Source organism: Wenyingzhuangia gracilariae (assembly GCF_056387575.1).
In genome coordinates this window covers 1,100,608-1,116,444 of the sequence record NZ_CM150748.1, presented here as the reverse complement: position 1 = coordinate 1,116,444, position 15,837 = coordinate 1,100,608, and the positions used below count along the sequence as shown (strand labels likewise).

Annotated in this window: 17 protein-coding genes; 12 read left to right on the top strand and 5 right to left on the bottom strand. The window is 31.5% G+C overall.

The features are described from left to right. The first annotated feature begins 2 nt into the window (after nt 1-2). The 7 genes from ACY2IJ_RS04740 to ACY2IJ_RS04710 all read left to right on the top strand — a co-directional run bounded on the left by ACY2IJ_RS04740 (nt 3) and on the right by ACY2IJ_RS04710 (nt 4,881). Complete coding sequence (locus ACY2IJ_RS04740) at nt 3-788, top strand: 3-keto-disaccharide hydrolase (RefSeq protein WP_476726010.1); 786 nt, start codon at nt 3-5, stop codon at nt 786-788. A gap of 171 nt (nt 789-959) precedes the next feature. Next, a complete protein-coding gene (sucD, locus tag ACY2IJ_RS04735) occupies nt 960-1,844 on the top strand; it encodes a succinate--CoA ligase subunit alpha (protein WP_476726009.1) in 885 nt (294 codons plus the stop codon). 16 nt (nt 1,845-1,860) lie between these two features. After that, nucleotides 1,861-2,610, top strand: coding sequence for a 3-oxoacyl-[acyl-carrier-protein] reductase (gene fabG, locus ACY2IJ_RS04730; RefSeq protein ID WP_476726008.1), 750 nt, complete (start codon nt 1,861-1,863; stop codon nt 2,608-2,610). Nucleotides 2,611-2,693: 83 nt separating this feature from the next. Then, nucleotides 2,694-3,272 (top strand): NUDIX domain-containing protein, encoded by a 579-nt coding sequence (locus ACY2IJ_RS04725; RefSeq protein WP_476726007.1) that lies wholly within the window; start codon nt 2,694-2,696, stop codon nt 3,270-3,272. A gap of 35 nt (nt 3,273-3,307) precedes the next feature. Next, nucleotides 3,308-3,772 (top strand): MaoC family dehydratase, encoded by a 465-nt coding sequence (locus ACY2IJ_RS04720; RefSeq protein ID WP_476726006.1) that lies wholly within the window; start codon nt 3,308-3,310, stop codon nt 3,770-3,772. A gap of 3 nt (nt 3,773-3,775) precedes the next feature. Beyond that, a complete protein-coding gene (locus ACY2IJ_RS04715; protein WP_476726005.1) occupies nt 3,776-4,048 on the top strand; it encodes a hypothetical protein in 273 nt (90 codons plus the stop codon). A gap of 2 nt (nt 4,049-4,050) precedes the next feature. Next, complete coding sequence (locus ACY2IJ_RS04710) at nt 4,051-4,881, top strand: prohibitin family protein (RefSeq protein ID WP_476726004.1); 831 nt, start codon at nt 4,051-4,053, stop codon at nt 4,879-4,881. 53 nt (nt 4,882-4,934) lie between these two features. On the opposite strand, the gene ACY2IJ_RS04705 is transcribed toward ACY2IJ_RS04710, so the two are convergent. Continuing rightward, entirely contained in the window at nt 4,935-6,470 is a 1,536-nt protein-coding gene (locus tag ACY2IJ_RS04705; protein ID WP_476726003.1) for a hypothetical protein, read from the bottom strand. Between the two features lie 222 nt (nt 6,471-6,692). On the opposite strand from ACY2IJ_RS04705, the gene ACY2IJ_RS04700 reads away from it, so the two are divergent. Together ACY2IJ_RS04700 and ACY2IJ_RS04695 are read left to right on the top strand one after the other, a co-directional pair. Continuing rightward, nucleotides 6,693-8,324 carry a sulfatase gene (locus ACY2IJ_RS04700; protein WP_476726002.1) on the top strand — a complete coding sequence of 544 codons (1,632 nt, stop codon included), beginning with the start codon at nt 6,693-6,695 and terminating at the stop codon, nt 8,322-8,324. Nucleotides 8,325-8,337: 13 nt separating this feature from the next. Further along, nucleotides 8,338-10,254 (top strand): FAD-dependent oxidoreductase, encoded by a 1,917-nt coding sequence (locus ACY2IJ_RS04695; RefSeq protein WP_476726001.1) that lies wholly within the window; start codon nt 8,338-8,340, stop codon nt 10,252-10,254. Between the two features lie 94 nt (nt 10,255-10,348). On the opposite strand, the gene ACY2IJ_RS04690 is transcribed toward ACY2IJ_RS04695, so the two are convergent. Beyond that, complete coding sequence (locus ACY2IJ_RS04690; protein ID WP_476726000.1) at nt 10,349-11,008, bottom strand: hypothetical protein; 660 nt, start codon at nt 11,006-11,008, stop codon at nt 10,349-10,351. A gap of 145 nt (nt 11,009-11,153) precedes the next feature. Between ACY2IJ_RS04690 and ACY2IJ_RS04685 the strand changes: the two genes are divergently transcribed. The 3 genes from ACY2IJ_RS04685 to ACY2IJ_RS04675 all read left to right on the top strand — a co-directional run bounded on the left by ACY2IJ_RS04685 (nt 11,154) and on the right by ACY2IJ_RS04675 (nt 13,632). Then, nucleotides 11,154-12,470, top strand: coding sequence for an aspartate kinase (locus ACY2IJ_RS04685; RefSeq protein WP_476725999.1), 1,317 nt, complete (start codon nt 11,154-11,156; stop codon nt 12,468-12,470). Nucleotides 12,471-12,558: 88 nt separating this feature from the next. Continuing rightward, nucleotides 12,559-12,720 carry a hypothetical protein gene (locus ACY2IJ_RS04680; RefSeq protein ID WP_476725998.1) on the top strand — a complete coding sequence of 54 codons (162 nt, stop codon included), beginning with the start codon at nt 12,559-12,561 and terminating at the stop codon, nt 12,718-12,720. Between the two features lie 75 nt (nt 12,721-12,795). Next, a complete protein-coding gene (locus tag ACY2IJ_RS04675; protein ID WP_476725997.1) occupies nt 12,796-13,632 on the top strand; it encodes an inositol monophosphatase family protein in 837 nt (278 codons plus the stop codon). A 7-nt stretch (nt 13,633-13,639) separates the two neighbouring features. Here the strand turns inward: ACY2IJ_RS04675 and ACY2IJ_RS04670 are convergent, their stop codons facing one another. Genes ACY2IJ_RS04670 through ACY2IJ_RS04660 form a run of 3 tightly spaced genes read right to left on the bottom strand, consistent with a single transcriptional unit; the run spans nt 13,640 to nt 15,826 of the window. Continuing rightward, the gene (locus ACY2IJ_RS04670; protein ID WP_476725996.1) at nt 13,640-14,422 is read right to left on the bottom strand and encodes a peptidylprolyl isomerase; all 783 of its coding nucleotides are present in this window, start codon (nt 14,420-14,422) and stop codon (nt 13,640-13,642) included. Then, nucleotides 14,403-15,302: a Ppx/GppA phosphatase family protein gene (locus ACY2IJ_RS04665; protein WP_476725995.1), complete on the bottom strand. Its 900-nt coding sequence runs from the start codon at nt 15,300-15,302 to the stop codon at nt 14,403-14,405. The genes ACY2IJ_RS04670 and ACY2IJ_RS04665 overlap by 20 nt, the downstream gene beginning before the upstream one ends. 32 nt (nt 15,303-15,334) lie before the next feature. Beyond that, the gene (locus ACY2IJ_RS04660) at nt 15,335-15,826 is read right to left on the bottom strand and encodes a SixA phosphatase family protein (protein ID WP_476725994.1); all 492 of its coding nucleotides are present in this window, start codon (nt 15,824-15,826) and stop codon (nt 15,335-15,337) included. Nucleotides 15,827-15,837 lie beyond the last annotated feature (11 nt).

Sequence of the window (15,837 nt, the reverse complement as noted above, 5' to 3'; positions counted from 1 at the left end):
AAATGAAAATTATAAAACGTTTTTGTGTACTAATAATAGTTATTTTTTTAAGTTCTTGTTCTAATATATTTAAGAATAAAAAAAATAAATGGGTAAATCTTTTAGAAGGAAAAGAAGTAAATAATTGGGTAGTTAAAATAGCTAAACATCCGGTAGGAGAAAATTATAAAAATACTTTTCAGATAAAAGATGGAGTTTTATGTGTTCAGTATCAAAAAGATTATAATTTTAACAAGACCTTTGGGCATATTTTTTACAACAAAGAATTGTCACATTATAAATTAAAATTAGAATATAGATTTTTGGGAAATCAGATAAAAGGAGGAGAAGCGTGGGCAGAACGTAATAGTGGAATTATGATTCATGGTGAAAACCCCTATAATATGCTTCAAGATCAATTATTTCCCGTGTCTATTGAAGTACAGCTTTTGGGAGGCTTAAACAACAAAAAAGAGAGACCTACAGCTAATGTATGTACACCAGGAACAAATATTGTAATGAATGGTAATTTTGAAACAACTCACTGTATTGGTTCTAATTCAAAAACTTTTTATGGAGATCAATGGGTTCAAGTAGAAGTAGAAGTACATGGTAGTGATTTAATTATTCATAAAATTAATGAAGAAGAAGTGATAAGGTATACTAAACCTGAAATAGGAGGTACCATGTTGGAAAACAAACCTTATTGGAGACAATATATTGGAACATTGTTGGGAAAAGGCTATTTTTCATTACAGAGTGAGAGTCACCCTGTTGAGTTTAGAAACATTTATTTAAAAGAATTGTAATAATTAATATACAACATAGATCACAAAAGCCCAAAACAGAAAGTTTTGGGCTTTTGTTATAAAATTAGTACAGTTTAACAATTCTGTGATAAAAAAAATAAAACAAGATATATTGTGAACAAATATTTATATTTGTTCGCAACGAATTTTCAATAAAAAAAATAAAATTAAATGAGTGTTTTAGTAAATAAGAATTCTAAAATTATTGTTCAAGGATTTACTGGGAGTGAAGGAACTTTTCATGCTTCTCAAATGATTGAATACGGAACCAATATCGTAGGTGGAGTTACTCCAGGTAAAGGAGGACAAGAGCACTTAGGAAAACCAGTTTTTAACACAGTACAAGATGCTGTAGACAAAGCTCAAGCAGATACATCTATTATTTTTGTACCACCTGCTTTTGCTGCAGATGCTATTATGGAAGCTGCAGATGCTGGTATTAAAGTAATTATTTGTATTACAGAAGGAATTCCTGTTGCCGACATGGTAAAAGTAAAAGGATACTTAGAAGGAAAAGAAGCTCGTTTAGTAGGACCTAACTGCCCTGGAGTTATTACTCCAGAAGAAGCTAAGGTTGGAATTATGCCAGGTTTTATTTTTAAGAAAGGAAATGTAGGAATTGTATCTAAATCAGGTACATTAACTTACGAAGCTGCTGACCAAGTTGTAAAACAAGGTTACGGAATTACTACAGCTATTGGTATTGGTGGAGATCCAATTATTGGAACTACAACAAAAGAAGCTGTAGAAATGTTGATGAACGATCCAGAAACTGAAGCGATTGTAATGATTGGTGAAATTGGAGGTCAATTAGAAGCTGAGGCTGCTAGATGGATCAAAGCTGATGGAAACAGAAAACCAGTGGTAGGATTTATAGCAGGACAAACTGCACCAGCAGGTCGTACTATGGGACATGCAGGAGCAATTGTAAGTGGAGAAGGTGAATCTGCAGCTGCTAAAATGGAAATTTTGGCAGAGAACGGAATTCATGTGGTTGCATCACCAGCAAAAATTGGAGAGGCTGTTGCAGAAGTTTTATCAGCAGTAGCAAAATAAATATTAGAGTTTAAGAATGGGATTATTAGAGAATAAAACAGCAATTATTACTGGTGCAACTAGAGGTATTGGTAAAGGAATTGCACTAGAATTTGCAAAACAAGGTGCCAATGTTGCGTTTACTTATAGCTCATCTGTTGAAGCTGCAAATGCATTAGAGGCTGAATTGACTGCAATGGGTGTAAAAGCCAAAGGATATCAATCTAACGCAGCAGATTTTGATGCTGCACAAGCTTTGGCTGCAGATGTGTTAAAAGAATTTGGTACAATAGATGTGTTAATTAACAATGCAGGAATTACAAAAGATAATTTATTAATGCGTATATCAGAAGAAGATTTTGATAAAGTATTAGAAGTTAACTTAAAGTCTGTATTTAACTTAACCAAAGCTGTAATTCGTCCAATGATGAAACAAAGAGCTGGATCTATTATTAATATGAGTTCTGTTGTTGGTGTTCAAGGAAATGCAGGTCAAACAAATTATGCTGCTTCTAAGGCAGGAATGTTAGGTTTTTCTAAATCTGTAGCATTAGAATTGGGATCAAGAAACATTCGTTGTAACTCTATAGCTCCTGGTTTTATTGAAACAGAAATGACAGCTAAGTTAGATGAGGCTGTTGTAGATGGATGGAGACAAGCTATTCCTTTAAAAAGAGGAGGTCAGCCAGAAGATATTGCAAATGCATGTGTGTTTTTAGCTTCTGATATGTCTGCATATATTACAGGACAAACTTTAAACGTTGATGGTGGTATGATTACTGCATAATACAACTAAAATAATAATATTAAACTGCCCTAAAGTAAAGCTCTTTAGGGCAGTTTTTTTATATTTATAAAAAGCAAATCAACATGATTATTTTTGACATAAAAGAAAAAATATTATCAAACAAATGGAAGCCTTTAAAACTGTTCTCTTATCAGTACAAAGGAACCAATGGCAAAGAATGGGAACAAGTAAGAGAGGTTTATGATAAGGGAGATGGAGCAGCAGTATTTATGTATAACAAAAAAGAAAAAAAAGTACTGTTAACCAAACAATTTAGAATGCCAGCTTATATAAACGGTTTAAAAGGAGGTATTGTAACAGAGGTGCCTGCAGGTATGTTAGATAAAGATGATCCTGAAACATGTATTATTAGGGAAATAGAAGAAGAGACAGGTTATAAAGTACCAAAGGTTATAAAGGTTAGAGATTGTTTTATGACCCCTGGAGCAGTTACCGAGATAACACATATGTTTATAGCTGAATATGATGCATCTATGAAAATTGCAGAAGGTGGTGGAGTAGCAAATGAACAAGAAGATATTTTGGTTTTTGAAATAAGTTTTAGTGAAGCCAAAAGATTAGTAGAGAACAACGAAATTAAAGATGCAAAAACATTAATTTTGTTACAATATGCATGGATTCATAATTTGTTAGAAGAATAAAAGAAACAATAAAAAATAATAAAATAAACTACAAAATGGCAAAAGTAATAATCAATAGTTTTGATGATTTTAAAGCATACGAAGGAAAATTAATTGGGGTTTCTGAATATTTAGAAATTCCTCAAGAACGAATCAATCAATTTGCAGATGCTACATTAGATCATCAATGGATTCACTGCGATGCTGAGAAAGCAAAAGAAGGGCCTTTTGGAACTCCTATTGCACATGGATACTTAACCTTGTCTTTAATGCCTTATTTATGGGAGCAAATTATAGAAGTAAACAACAGTAAAATGTTGGTGAACTATGGTATTGAAAAATTAAAGTTTAACAAACCCGTTCCTGTAAATAGTAAAGTTCGTTTAAAAGCAAAGTTAAAGTCAATAGATAATTTAAGAGGAATTTCTAAAACTGTATTGTCTATTAATATAGAAATAGAAGGAGAACGCAAAACAGCTTTAGATGCAGATATTGTATTCTTGTATCATTTTGTAAATTAAGAAATGCGTAGTACTAAAGAAATAAAACAATTGGTACAGCAAAACATTCATCAAATAAAAATTAGTGAATTTGTTGCTGAAGGAGGTTGGCCGAATATAGAAGATATAGATGTGGCTGTTTTTAACCAAACAGAAAACAACGGTACCGAAGTTATAGATTTACACATTTTATATACGGTAGACAAGGCAGGATGTTGTTTTATTCCTGGTCAAGAACAACATATGAGGTTGCCCAAAAAGGTAACAATTCAAAATAACGATGTTAAAATTTTATAATCATGAATAAAAATCAAAACTTAAACATACCTAAGAGTTTATTATTATTAATTGTAGTAGTAATTGTAGTTATTGTTTTTATTTCTAAATCTGCATTAACTATAGATTCAGGAAAAGCAGGGGTTTTGTATAAAACCTTTGGAGGCGGTGTAGTTACAGATGAACCAGCCTTGGGAGAAGGATTTCATTTAATAGCTCCCTGGAATAAAGTAATTGTTTATGAAGTTAGACAGCAAGAATTGTTTGAGAAAATGAAAGTTTTATCTTCTAATGGATTGGATATTATATTAGAAGTTACCGCTTGGTATTTGCCACAAAAGGACAAAATAGGTAAGTTACATCAGCAAAAAGGACAGATGTATTTAGAGTCTGTTATCAAACCTTCTTTAAGATCTGCTGCTCGTTCTGTAGTGGGAAGATATACTCCAGAACAGATTTATTCTAGCAAAAGAGATGTTATTCAAGAAGAAATATATACAGAGACTAAAAAGATTTTAGACAATCAATTTATTCAGTTAAACGATGTTTTGGTTAGAGATGTAACTTTACCTCCTACGATTAAAACAGCTATTGAAAATAAATTAAAACAAGAGCAAGAGTTTTTAGAGTATGAGTTTAGGTTAGAAAAAGCTCGTAAAGAAGCTGAACGTCAAAAAATAGATGCTGAGGGGAAGGCCATTGCGAATAAAATTTTGAGTGAATCGTTAACCGATAAAATTTTAATGGAAAAAGGAATTGAAGCTACTAAAGAATTAGGAGCTTCTCCTAACGCTAAAATTGTGGTAATAGGTTCTGGTAAAGATGGATTGCCTATTATTTTGGGAAATCAATAAATCACAAGTGCATACAATTAAAAAGCGACTACACATTGTAGCCGCTTTTTTCGTTATATGGAGTTAATATAACTTGTTAAATTTTGATCTCTAGAAAGATTTAATTTCTTTCTCAGTCTGTGTCTAGCTACGTGTATACTACCTAAGGATATTCCTAATAAATATGCCATTTCTTGACCAGTAAAGTTTAGTTTAATTAAAGCACATAATTTTAAATCGGCAACACTTAAATTAGGGAATTTTTGTTGCAACCTATCATAAAAACCTTTGTTAACAGAAGAGAATTGTGTGTTGAATGACTCCCAAAGGTTGGAAGATTGATTGTTTATGTTTTTAAGAAAAGCCTTTGTAGAGCTGTTTTTGTGGTTTGTTGTTAAAAAGTTTTTTAAGGAGTTAATAATTTGTTCTCGTTCTATTAATTGTAGTGTATTGGTTGTTAATTCCTTATTTTTTTTATCTAAAATTTCTCTAGCAAGTTTCTTTTGCTTTTCTATTTTTATCTGTTTTAGTCTTGTATATGTTAAAAGAGCAATAATAATAAGTATAGATACAATTCCGTACAGTGCTATTTTAAATGTTAAAACTTTTTGTCTTTGTTTAGACAATTCTAATTCTTTGTTTTTTAAAGATGTAGTTTTTTTACGTAGTTGTTCGCTATAAAAATTCTTAATTTTTAACAAGCCTTGGGTTTCTTCATTTCTAGGGTTTAAAAATTTAGTATTTATGGCAATAGATTTTAGACTGTTGGCATAAGCATTTTTATAATCTCCAATTTTAGATAATGTTTCAGCATAACAATTATATACATAGGCTAAATAAAATGTGTGTTCATTTAAATAGTCTTTAGTGCTTAACGCTTTTTCATAATATGTTTTTGCAGTTAAAAAATCGAGCTCTTGTCTGTAAATATTTGCAATGGAGGTGTATAGAATAATTAAAAAACTCTGTTGTTTTTGATGATCGTTAGATAAAGGTAAGTTTTCTAAAATATGAATAGATTCTTTCAATAAAGCTAAAGCTTTTTGAGATTGTTTTTCTTGTCTATAAACCGTAGCTCTTTTTTCGTTTAAGTAAGCCCTGTGTACTTTATCTTTACTAGGAGTAATGTGTATAGAAGCACAACGATCTATAGATTGTAACAATTTAGGAATGTTTCTAATCCTTTGATAATATAATATTAAATTGTAATAAGACTGATAAAGCTCTTCTTTGGTTATTTGTTTTTGTTTAAATAAAAGCAAATACAATTCATGTGCTTTTTTAAAGTTTTTACCAGCTTCTACATCTTGTTTAAATAAATAATTTAAAACTCCTAGTTCTTCATAGGCTAGTGCTTTAGAAATTGGGCTTTTTAGCTGATCGGCAATAAAAAGAGCATCTCCAGAAAAATTAAAAGCTTTGTCAAACTTTTGAGAAGACCTATGTAAGTAACTTAGGTAGATAAGGTTTTGAACTATAGTGATGCTATCTTTTTTTTGAACGGATGATTGATAGTTTTTTTGAGTAGCAACAATCAGAGAATCAATTTTAATAGGATTCGAAACACAAGTTTTAAACTGCTGACCATACAAACAGTGTATTCCTAACATGTTAAGTAGGAATAGTGCTTTTTTTATAAATGTTGTAATTGTTCTGTTGTTCAAGTTGTTGTAAATTAGTTTCTTATGTTTTTTTTTGTTTAGTTTTTTAATCTGTAGTAATAGAGGTGTTAAGTTTATGTAATCGGTGTTTTTAACAAAAATACAGAATATTATATAGATTTGGATGGGTCGATTTGAAATGAATTCAAATTGTAAATAAAATCAATCTAAATGAAAACAGTTTTGCATTTATTACTCTGTTTGTTCTTTGTGTTTTGTTCAGGACAAACAACATTAAAAAAACATAAACCCAATATACTTTTTATTGGAATTGATGATTTAAGACCAGAGTTAGGTTGCTATGGTTCTCCTATAGCAGTTACTCCCAATTTAGATCAATTGGCACAACAAGGATTGTTGTTTAACAAAGCATATTGTCAGCAGGCTATTTGTGGTCCTTCTAGAGCAAGTCTATTAACAGGAATAAGACCAGAAACAAGCGGTGTGTTTCATAACTATATAAAGTTTAGAGAAGCCAATCCTGATGTAATAACCTTACCACAACATTTTAGAAACAACGGATACGAAACTGTTTATACAGGTAAAATATTCCATCATGGAGATCTAGATGACGAATTATCGTGGAGTAGAAAACCAGCTTATGATAGCTTAAAAGTAAAAGGAATCCCTAAACCTGTTGGTTTTGCTTTGGAAAAAAACAACAAAGAACGTGCTGCTACTAGAAAAGTAATGTTTGATAAATACGGGAAAGTAGCAAAATATGGTTTGGCAATGGGACAAGCGTATGAATGTGCAGATGTAGAAGATTATGTGTACAGCGATGGCTACAATACAGAATTGGCTATTGCTACCATGCATGAAATGGTGAAGACCAGCGATAAACCTTTTTTTCTTGGGTTAGGGTTTCGTAAACCACATTTAAATTGGACATCTCCTAAAAAGTATTGGGATTTATACGATGAAACTAAAATACCATTAACTACAGATGCAAGTCACCCAAAAAACGGAGCAACTATGGGCTTGCATCCATCTTTTGAGTTAAGGGTACGTAGTGACATTCCTAAAATAGGAGAAATAGACGAGGAGTTGGCAAGAACGTTAAAACACGCATACTTAGCCTGTGTTAGTTATGTAGATGCACAAATAGGAAAAATGATTACAGCCATAGATAAAGCTGGGATTAGAGACAATACAATTATTATTGTTTGGAGTGACCATGGTTGGCATTTAGGAGATAAAGGAATATGGGGAAAAGCTACAAATTATGAAATAGCAACTAGAGTTCCTTTAATGATTTGGACTCCAGATATGTTGAAAAAGAATAGAGGTAAAGTTTCAGAGGCCTTGGTAGAGTTGGTAGATATGTATCCTACTTTATGTGATTTGGCTGATTTGGAAACTCCTAAACATATAGAAGGAATCAGCTTTAAACCCTTGTTAACTAAGCCAAATAAAAAATGGAAACAAGCAGCGTTTAGCCAATTTCCAACACCAGCACTTAGAGAGTGGGGAGCTTACCCTATTAGAACTGCTATGCGAGAAACATACTTTGGTCCATTGCTAAAAGAGGTAGAAGATAAAATTAAGAATCAGCAAAAAGAGAAATGGAATAGAACTTTATTTGAAAACAACTTAATGGGTTACGCTATGCGTACTAAGGATTATCGTTTTATTGTTTGGAAAGATAGAACAAACCCTAAAAGAGAACCTGTTTTTTATGAGTTGTACAACCATAAAATAGACCCTACAGAAACAGTAAATATAGCGGATACATCACCCAAATTGGTAAAGAAATTAATGAAACAATTTAACAAAGGATGGGTGGGGAATAGTCCTAACTAAACACATAACAATCATGGAAAGAAGAGAATTTTTTAAAAAAGGTGTAAAAGGAGCTGTGGCAGCTAGTATAATTCCAATAACGGGAATCAATGCTTCTGAATTGTCTATAGACTCTAACGATGTAAACAAAGTATCAGAAGGGATTTTTGAGGATTCATCAAACGTAATTAGAAAAAAATCATATAATTACGAAGTAGCTGTTATTGGAGGTGGTGTTGCCGGAGTTTGTGCAGCAGTATCGTCAGCAAGAAATGGAGCTAAAACTATTTTGGTACAAGACAGACCTGTATTAGGAGGAAATGCATCTAGTGAAATTAGAGTACATTTGAACGGAGTTACACATTTAAAAAATGGTACTCCAGAACGAGAAACAGGAGTGGTAGAAGAAATTTTATTACATAATAGATTTCACAACCCTCAAGAGTCTTATACTGTTTGGGACCATATTATTTATGATTATGCAACGTCTGTTCCTAATTTAAAAGTAGTGCTAAACACTCAAGCTATTCAGGCAAAAACCGAAAAGTCTAAAATTAAATCGGTAAAATGTTGGCAATTAACTACAGAAACAGAAATTACCATTTATGCCGATGTATTTATAGATTGTTCAGGTGATGGTTTGATGGCGGCCACAGCAGGAGCTCTTTACAAAACAGGTAGAGAAGGAAAAGCAGAGTTTAATGAGAAGTATGCTCCAGACAAAGCTGATGGATGGCAAATGGGGGCAACCATTTTATTAAGTTCTAAAGACATGGGAAAACCAATGCCTTATGAAGCCCCACACTTTACCATACCATATAATTACAAAGAAGCTCACAAACACAGAAAATTGAAACATTTTTCTCAGGGTATTTGGTGGGTAGAAGTAGGTAGCGATAAGGATATTATTGCAGAATTTGAAGAGAATAGAGAAAAATTAATGGGCTATGCTTATGGAGTTTGGGATCATATAAAAAAAACGAATCCAGAAGCAAAAAATCATGCCTTAGATTGGGTGTGTTCTTTACCAGGAAAAAGAGAGTCTAGACGTTTTATAGGTGATTATATTTTATGCGAACCAGATTTGTTAACGTACAAAGATTTTGAAGATGCTGTTGGTTACGGGGGGTGGTCTTTAGATGAACACAACCCTGGAGGAATAGAAAATATTACAGAACCTCCTAGCTATTTTCATCAAAAGTTCGAAAAAGTATATCAAATTCCTTACAGAAGTTTGTATTCTAAAAATATTAAAAACTTATTGTTTGCAGGTAGAAATATCAGTCAAACACATATTGCTCTGTCATCAACAAGATTGCAAGGTACTTGTGCAACTATGGGACAAGCTGTTGGAACTGCTGCAGCCATGTGTATACAAAAAAATGTTTTACCTAGAGATATTTATAAAAAATACATAAACAACTTGCAAGAACAATTGTTGTTAGATGATGCTTATATTCCAAATAGACCTTCTAGAGACGATAAAGATTTGGCTAAAAAAGCAAGTTTTATTTTTGCTTCTTCTACTGCATCGGGTGATGCAAAATTACTAGTTGATGGGTATTCTAGAGATGTACAAGATGAAATTCATCACTGGGAGTCTGAAGGTAAAAATGCAAACGTACAATTAGAATGGGACAAACCCATTCAATTATCTAATATCGTAATTAAATGCGATACCAACGTGAGACGTAATATTTTAATGCGTAAAGATTCTAGAAATGATGATAGGTTTACCAATACAGTACCTATTGAGTTGCTAAAATCTTTAGATGTAGAAGCTCGTGTAAACGGTACGTGGCTAAAGGTAGGAACTCTTAATAAAAACAGAAAACGATTGATTAAGTTTAGTTTTGAGAAGGTGAAAACAACAGCTATTAGAATAAATGTAAAAGATACTTATGGTGCTAAAAACATTCGTTTGTATGAAGTAAGGTGTTATAATTCTTAAAAAGGCACCTAATTTTATTTTTTTATGATAAAAAAGCTCCAATTCTATAGATTTAAGGATTGGAGCTTTTATAGTTATTAAATCAATAAAAAAATTAATTCTTTTTCATGTCTATTAAAATAGAGAAAGTTTTGTTAATATCTTCTTCTTTTACCACAATAGTAATTTCGTGTGTGGTAGATATAATTTCTTGTACAGGAATGTCTGCCCAAGCCAATTGTTTTAAAATAAAATAATAAATTCCAGATTGCTGAGAATTAGACTTTGGCAACTTAATGGTAATAGAAGCTAATTCTTTAGAAGAAGATAGTAATTGTTCAGTTTTAAAAATATCAGAAACTTTATCGTGTAATTTTTTACTAGTAATAATATTGGTTTCAAAAATTCCTTGAGAAATGGTAAAGAAATAATCTTTGTCTTCTCCAAACTCGTGAATTAAATCAGAAATACATTTTAATAAGGTTGGGGTGTTTTTAAAGGTAAAATTCCCCAAATCAGAACGTACAATAAAATCTCCTAAAGTAAGAGTTATTTTTTTGATGTTTTTTCTGATTTTTAAAATGCTAGAAGGAGATAGTCTGTTGATAGCCATCATGATAGCTCCAGACTTTACATCTTTGTTTAAATCTTTTTCAACGTCTGGCTGAATGACTCTGGCCAGTGATGAAACGTTGATTAATTTATCATTTAAAGCCTCTTCTAAAAAAGGTGTTTTTCTAATAATTCCTTCTACAGATTCTTGTATGGTTTTCATACGTGTTCAAATTTTAACAATTCGTATTAAGATGTAAAGATATTATTATTTTTTTGTTCAAATAACACATTTGTGAAACCTTTGCATTTTTATTGCAAATATTTTTTGGAGTAAATTAAAATAACTGAAACTAGAAACAACTATTATGAAAGTATTAAAGTTTGGAGGTACTTCTGTAGGAAGTCCAAAGAGTATAAAAGAGGTAGCTAACATTGTTAGAAATATAGAAGGGAAAAAAACGGTGGTTTTATCTGCCATGTCTGGAACAACAAATTCTTTACACGAAGTAGCAGATCATATCATCAACTATAGAGAAGAAGAAGCTAACAATTTGATCAACAATTTGATTGAAAAATATGTTGATGTTGTTAACGAATTGTTGACAGAAAAAGAAAATCAAAATGAAGCGATTGCTTTAGTCTCTAATCGTTTTGAATTTATTAGAGAACATATTGGTATAGAAATTCCATCTTCTCAAATAGAAAAAAACATTGTAGCTCAAGGAGAAGTATTGTCTACCAACCTATTTAATTTTCATTTAAAAGAAGTAGGAGCCAATGCTTTGCTAGTTTCTGCTTTTGATTTTATGGCTATAGATGAATCTAACGAACCTGTACTATCTAAAATTACAGAAGAGTATGGAAAAATTATAGCAAACAATCCATCTACAGAAATTTTTGTTACACAAGGATATATTTGTAACAGCCATACAGGTAAAATAGACAACTTAAAAAGAGGAGGTTCTGACTATTCTGCTTCTTTAATAGGTGCTGCTATTGTTGCTGAAGAAATTCAGATTTGGACAGATATTGATGGAATGCATAACAACGATCCTCGTTTTGTAGAAAACACCTTTTCTTTAAAAGAAATTTCTTTTGATGAAGCTGCTGAGCTGGCTTATTTTGGAGCTAAAATTTTGCATCCACAATCTGTAATTCCGGCACGTAAAGCAAATGTACCTGTATTGCTAAAAAATACATTTGAACCAAATGCTCCTGGAACAATTATTAAAAATTGTGAGGTGCCTAGTGGAGTGAGAGCTATTGCTGCCAAAGATGGAATTACTGCTATAAAGATCAAGTCTTTTAGAATGTTAATGGCTTATGGTTTCTTAAAAGGGATTTTTGAAGTTTTTGAAAAATACAAAACTTCTATAGATATGATTACAACCTCAGAAGTAGCAGTATCTTTAACAATAGATGATACAACACACTTAAAAGAAATTGTAGCAGAGTTGCAAGAAATTGGAAATGTAGATGTTGATACAGATTTAAGTATAGTATGTTTAGCAGGAGATTTTTCATCTAAAAGAACAGGAGCTAGTACTGCTATTTTAAATAGCTTGTCTCACATTCCTATTCGTATGATATCTTATGGTGGTTCTGATTACAATGTGTCTTTGTTGATTAACACAGAAAATAAAAAAGAAGCTTTAATAGCTTTAAATAACGGAGTATTTTAAGCTGTAATAATTATAGAAATTAAGTGCTAAAATCAAAAAATAGTTTATTTTTGCATTTATTAAACACGAACAAAAGATTTAGAATAAAATGGATATTTCACAATTCTCAGGATTTTTAGCATTCTTATTTGTATTTACAGCTGGTTTTTGGTTGTTAATTTTCTTATTAACATTTGTAGTGCCTTATTGGATTACAGGAACTGTTATAGAGAACATAAAACTAAAAGCAGCCGCTAAAAAGAAATCGTAAATATTTTATTTAAAATATATTTAAAAGCCTAATAGACATTTATTCTATTAGGCTTTTTTTGTTAAAAATAAACAAATGAAATTAAGCGTAACAGAATTAGAAACTTTACGAACAATAGCAAAACACGCTGCTTTAAAAGCAGGAGCTCATGTAATTGCTTGTTTTGGTACAGATTTTAAAATAGGTAGTAAAAACAAAGGAGGGAGTTTGGCAGCCGATGTAGTTACAGAGGTAGATCTTAAATCTCAAGAAATAATTTATTCTACATTACAAGATAGTATTAAAAAGTATGATTTAGGTTGGTTAGGAGAGGAGTCTGAAGATGATAAAAGTAGATTGGTTAAAGATTATTTTTGGACCGTAGACCCTATTGATGGTACGTTGCCTTTTACTCAAAAAAGCCCTGGATTTGCGGTGTCTATTGCTTTGGTTTCTAAAGCCGGAAATGCAGTTATTGGTGTAGCTTATGATCCTTATCATGATGATTTGTATGAGGCTATAAAAGGAGGAAAAGCTTATAAGAATGGAGAACTGCTTACAATTCAATATCACAAAAATAAGGGGTTAACTTTTTATAGCGATTTAAGTTTTGTTTCTTCAGGAGCTCATAAATATTTGGTACAATCTTTAGAAAGAATTTCTTTAGAAAAGTATCAAAAGCCCTTAGAATTGGTAACACATCAGGGAGCAGTGATAAATGCCATGTGTGTGTTGCAAAATGCTCCTGCAGTATATATAAAACCACACAGAGATAAACTAGGGGGAGGTTGTGCTTGGGATTTTGCAGCAACGATGTGTATTGCCGAAGCAGCGGGATGCAAGCCTACAGATTATTTTGGAAATAAAATTAACTTAAACAAAGAGGAAAATACCTATATGAACAATGAAGGAATTAAATATGAAGTGTGGTAGTATAAGTTTATTCTAAAATTTCAAACTCAATATTTACATCCACTTCTGGCCATTCTGAGTGTCCATCTAATTTAACATCTATTATTTTATCTATAACATCAAATCCTTTGGTTACTTGTCCAAATACAGTGTGTTCTCCATCTAAATGACTACAATCTAATTTTGTTTGTATGATAAAAAATTCAAACGGATTTGATTTTTTTCCAGGGTTGTTAACCCATCTTCTGGCAGCAGACAAAGCTCCGCGTTTGTGAGTAATTCCGTCTCTAAATTCTGGCGGAATTTTATAATTGTTCAATTGTATTCTATACGTGTCAACAATAGTTTTTTCTGACCAACCACCTTGAATAATAAAATCTTTTACAATTCTATGAAAACAGGTTTTGTTGTAATATCCGTTTTTAATTAAATAAATAAAACTAGCTCTGTGCAATGGAGTTTCTTTATACAGCGTAATATGTATGTTACCAAGTCTAGTTTTTAATAAAAGTTTAGTTTCTGGGTTTTTTCTTCCGTATTCTAAAAAAAAACTTTTAACATTTTTATGGTTAATAATGTCTTTAACCAATAGCTCCTTTTTAGGAATTTGTGCCAATAAAGAATCTTTTATTTCTTGTAGCGTTGGTTTTTTAGGTTCTTGTTTTGGACTTTCTTTTTTAATAACATTTACCACAGCAGTTTGCGTTTCTGCTTTTGGTTTTTTAGACTTAGAAGAACAACTAAAGACCCAAAAAGAAATGCATAGAACTTTAATAAAAAAAGAGATATGTCTATTCAATAATACCTGCATATAAGCTTTTTACAATTCCGTCTGCCAATCCAATTTTAGGAACATAAATACGTTTTGCTTCAGACCATTTCATGGCAGATAAATATATTTTAGTGGCCGGTATAATTACATCGGCTCTATCTTGATTTAAGTTTAATTCAGAAATACGTTCATCATAACTCATGGTTTTTAAATACCTGTAATTTGCTTTCATGTATATGTAAGAAAGTGGAGATCCATCTGTTCTACCAGACATTTTGTATATTTTGTTAATGTTACCACCAGACCCAATTAATGATATGTTTTTTATATCTGAAGTATGTTTTTTAACCCATTCTTTCATTTCTTGCCACTCTTCTTTTAGGCTGTCTTTTTGGTTTAACATTCTTACGGTTCCCATTTTAAAAGACTTAGATCGGCTGAGTTTTCCGTTTTTGTAAACAGTCATTTCTGTACTACCACCACCAACATCAACATACAAGTAAGATTTGCTATTGTCTAACAATTCTCCCAAATCTGTAGTGGCAATAATTTTTGCTTCAATTTTACCGTCTATAATATCAATTTTAATTCCGGTTTTTTTTAAAATTCTATCAATTACATAGTCACCATTAGAAGCATCTCTCATAGCCGATGTTGCGCATGCTTTGTATTTGACAACTCCATGGATACTCATTAGTAGTTGAAAAGCATTCATAGCATCTGTAAGCCTGATGATTTTCTTTTCAGAAATTTCTCCGGTTACAAAAGTGTCTTCTCCTAAACGAATGGGTACTCTAATAAGAGCTGCTTTTTTAAATTTTACACTCGTACCATCTTCTTTTTCTATGACATCCATAATTAAAAGTCTAACAGCGTTAGATCCAATATCTATGGCTCCGTATTTTTGAATTTTAATCAAAATAAATTGTTTTTAATTAATATAGGTTTCCTTTATTTTTTATGATGTTTAGGAAACTCTTTTAAAATTGTTTTACCTGGTTTTATGTTTTTCCAATGTTGTGTATCAAACTGAATTCCAATAACACCACATGTAGGTACGTGGGCTATAGGTTCGCTTCCAAAAGAATTTACAAAGGTATTAATTCCATGATCATGACTAAAAACAATGGCAGAATCATAAGCATCATCTAAAGCTCTAATTGTTTTGACCAAATAGCCATCACTAAAGCTATATAATGATTTGCTTATTTTTAAATGTGCCATAGGAAACCCTAGTACATTACAAAAAATAATTCCAGTATGTAGTGCTCTGTTAGCACAGCTAGAAATAAAAGAATCGGGTTTAGGAATTTTGTTTTTTAAAACTTTGGCTACTAAATACGCATCTTTAATTCCTCGTTTTTTTAAAGGTCTGTCTATATCATCTATACCTTCATATTCCCATGAAGATTTAGCGTGTCTTACAATATATATTGTTTTCATAGTTGTTTGCT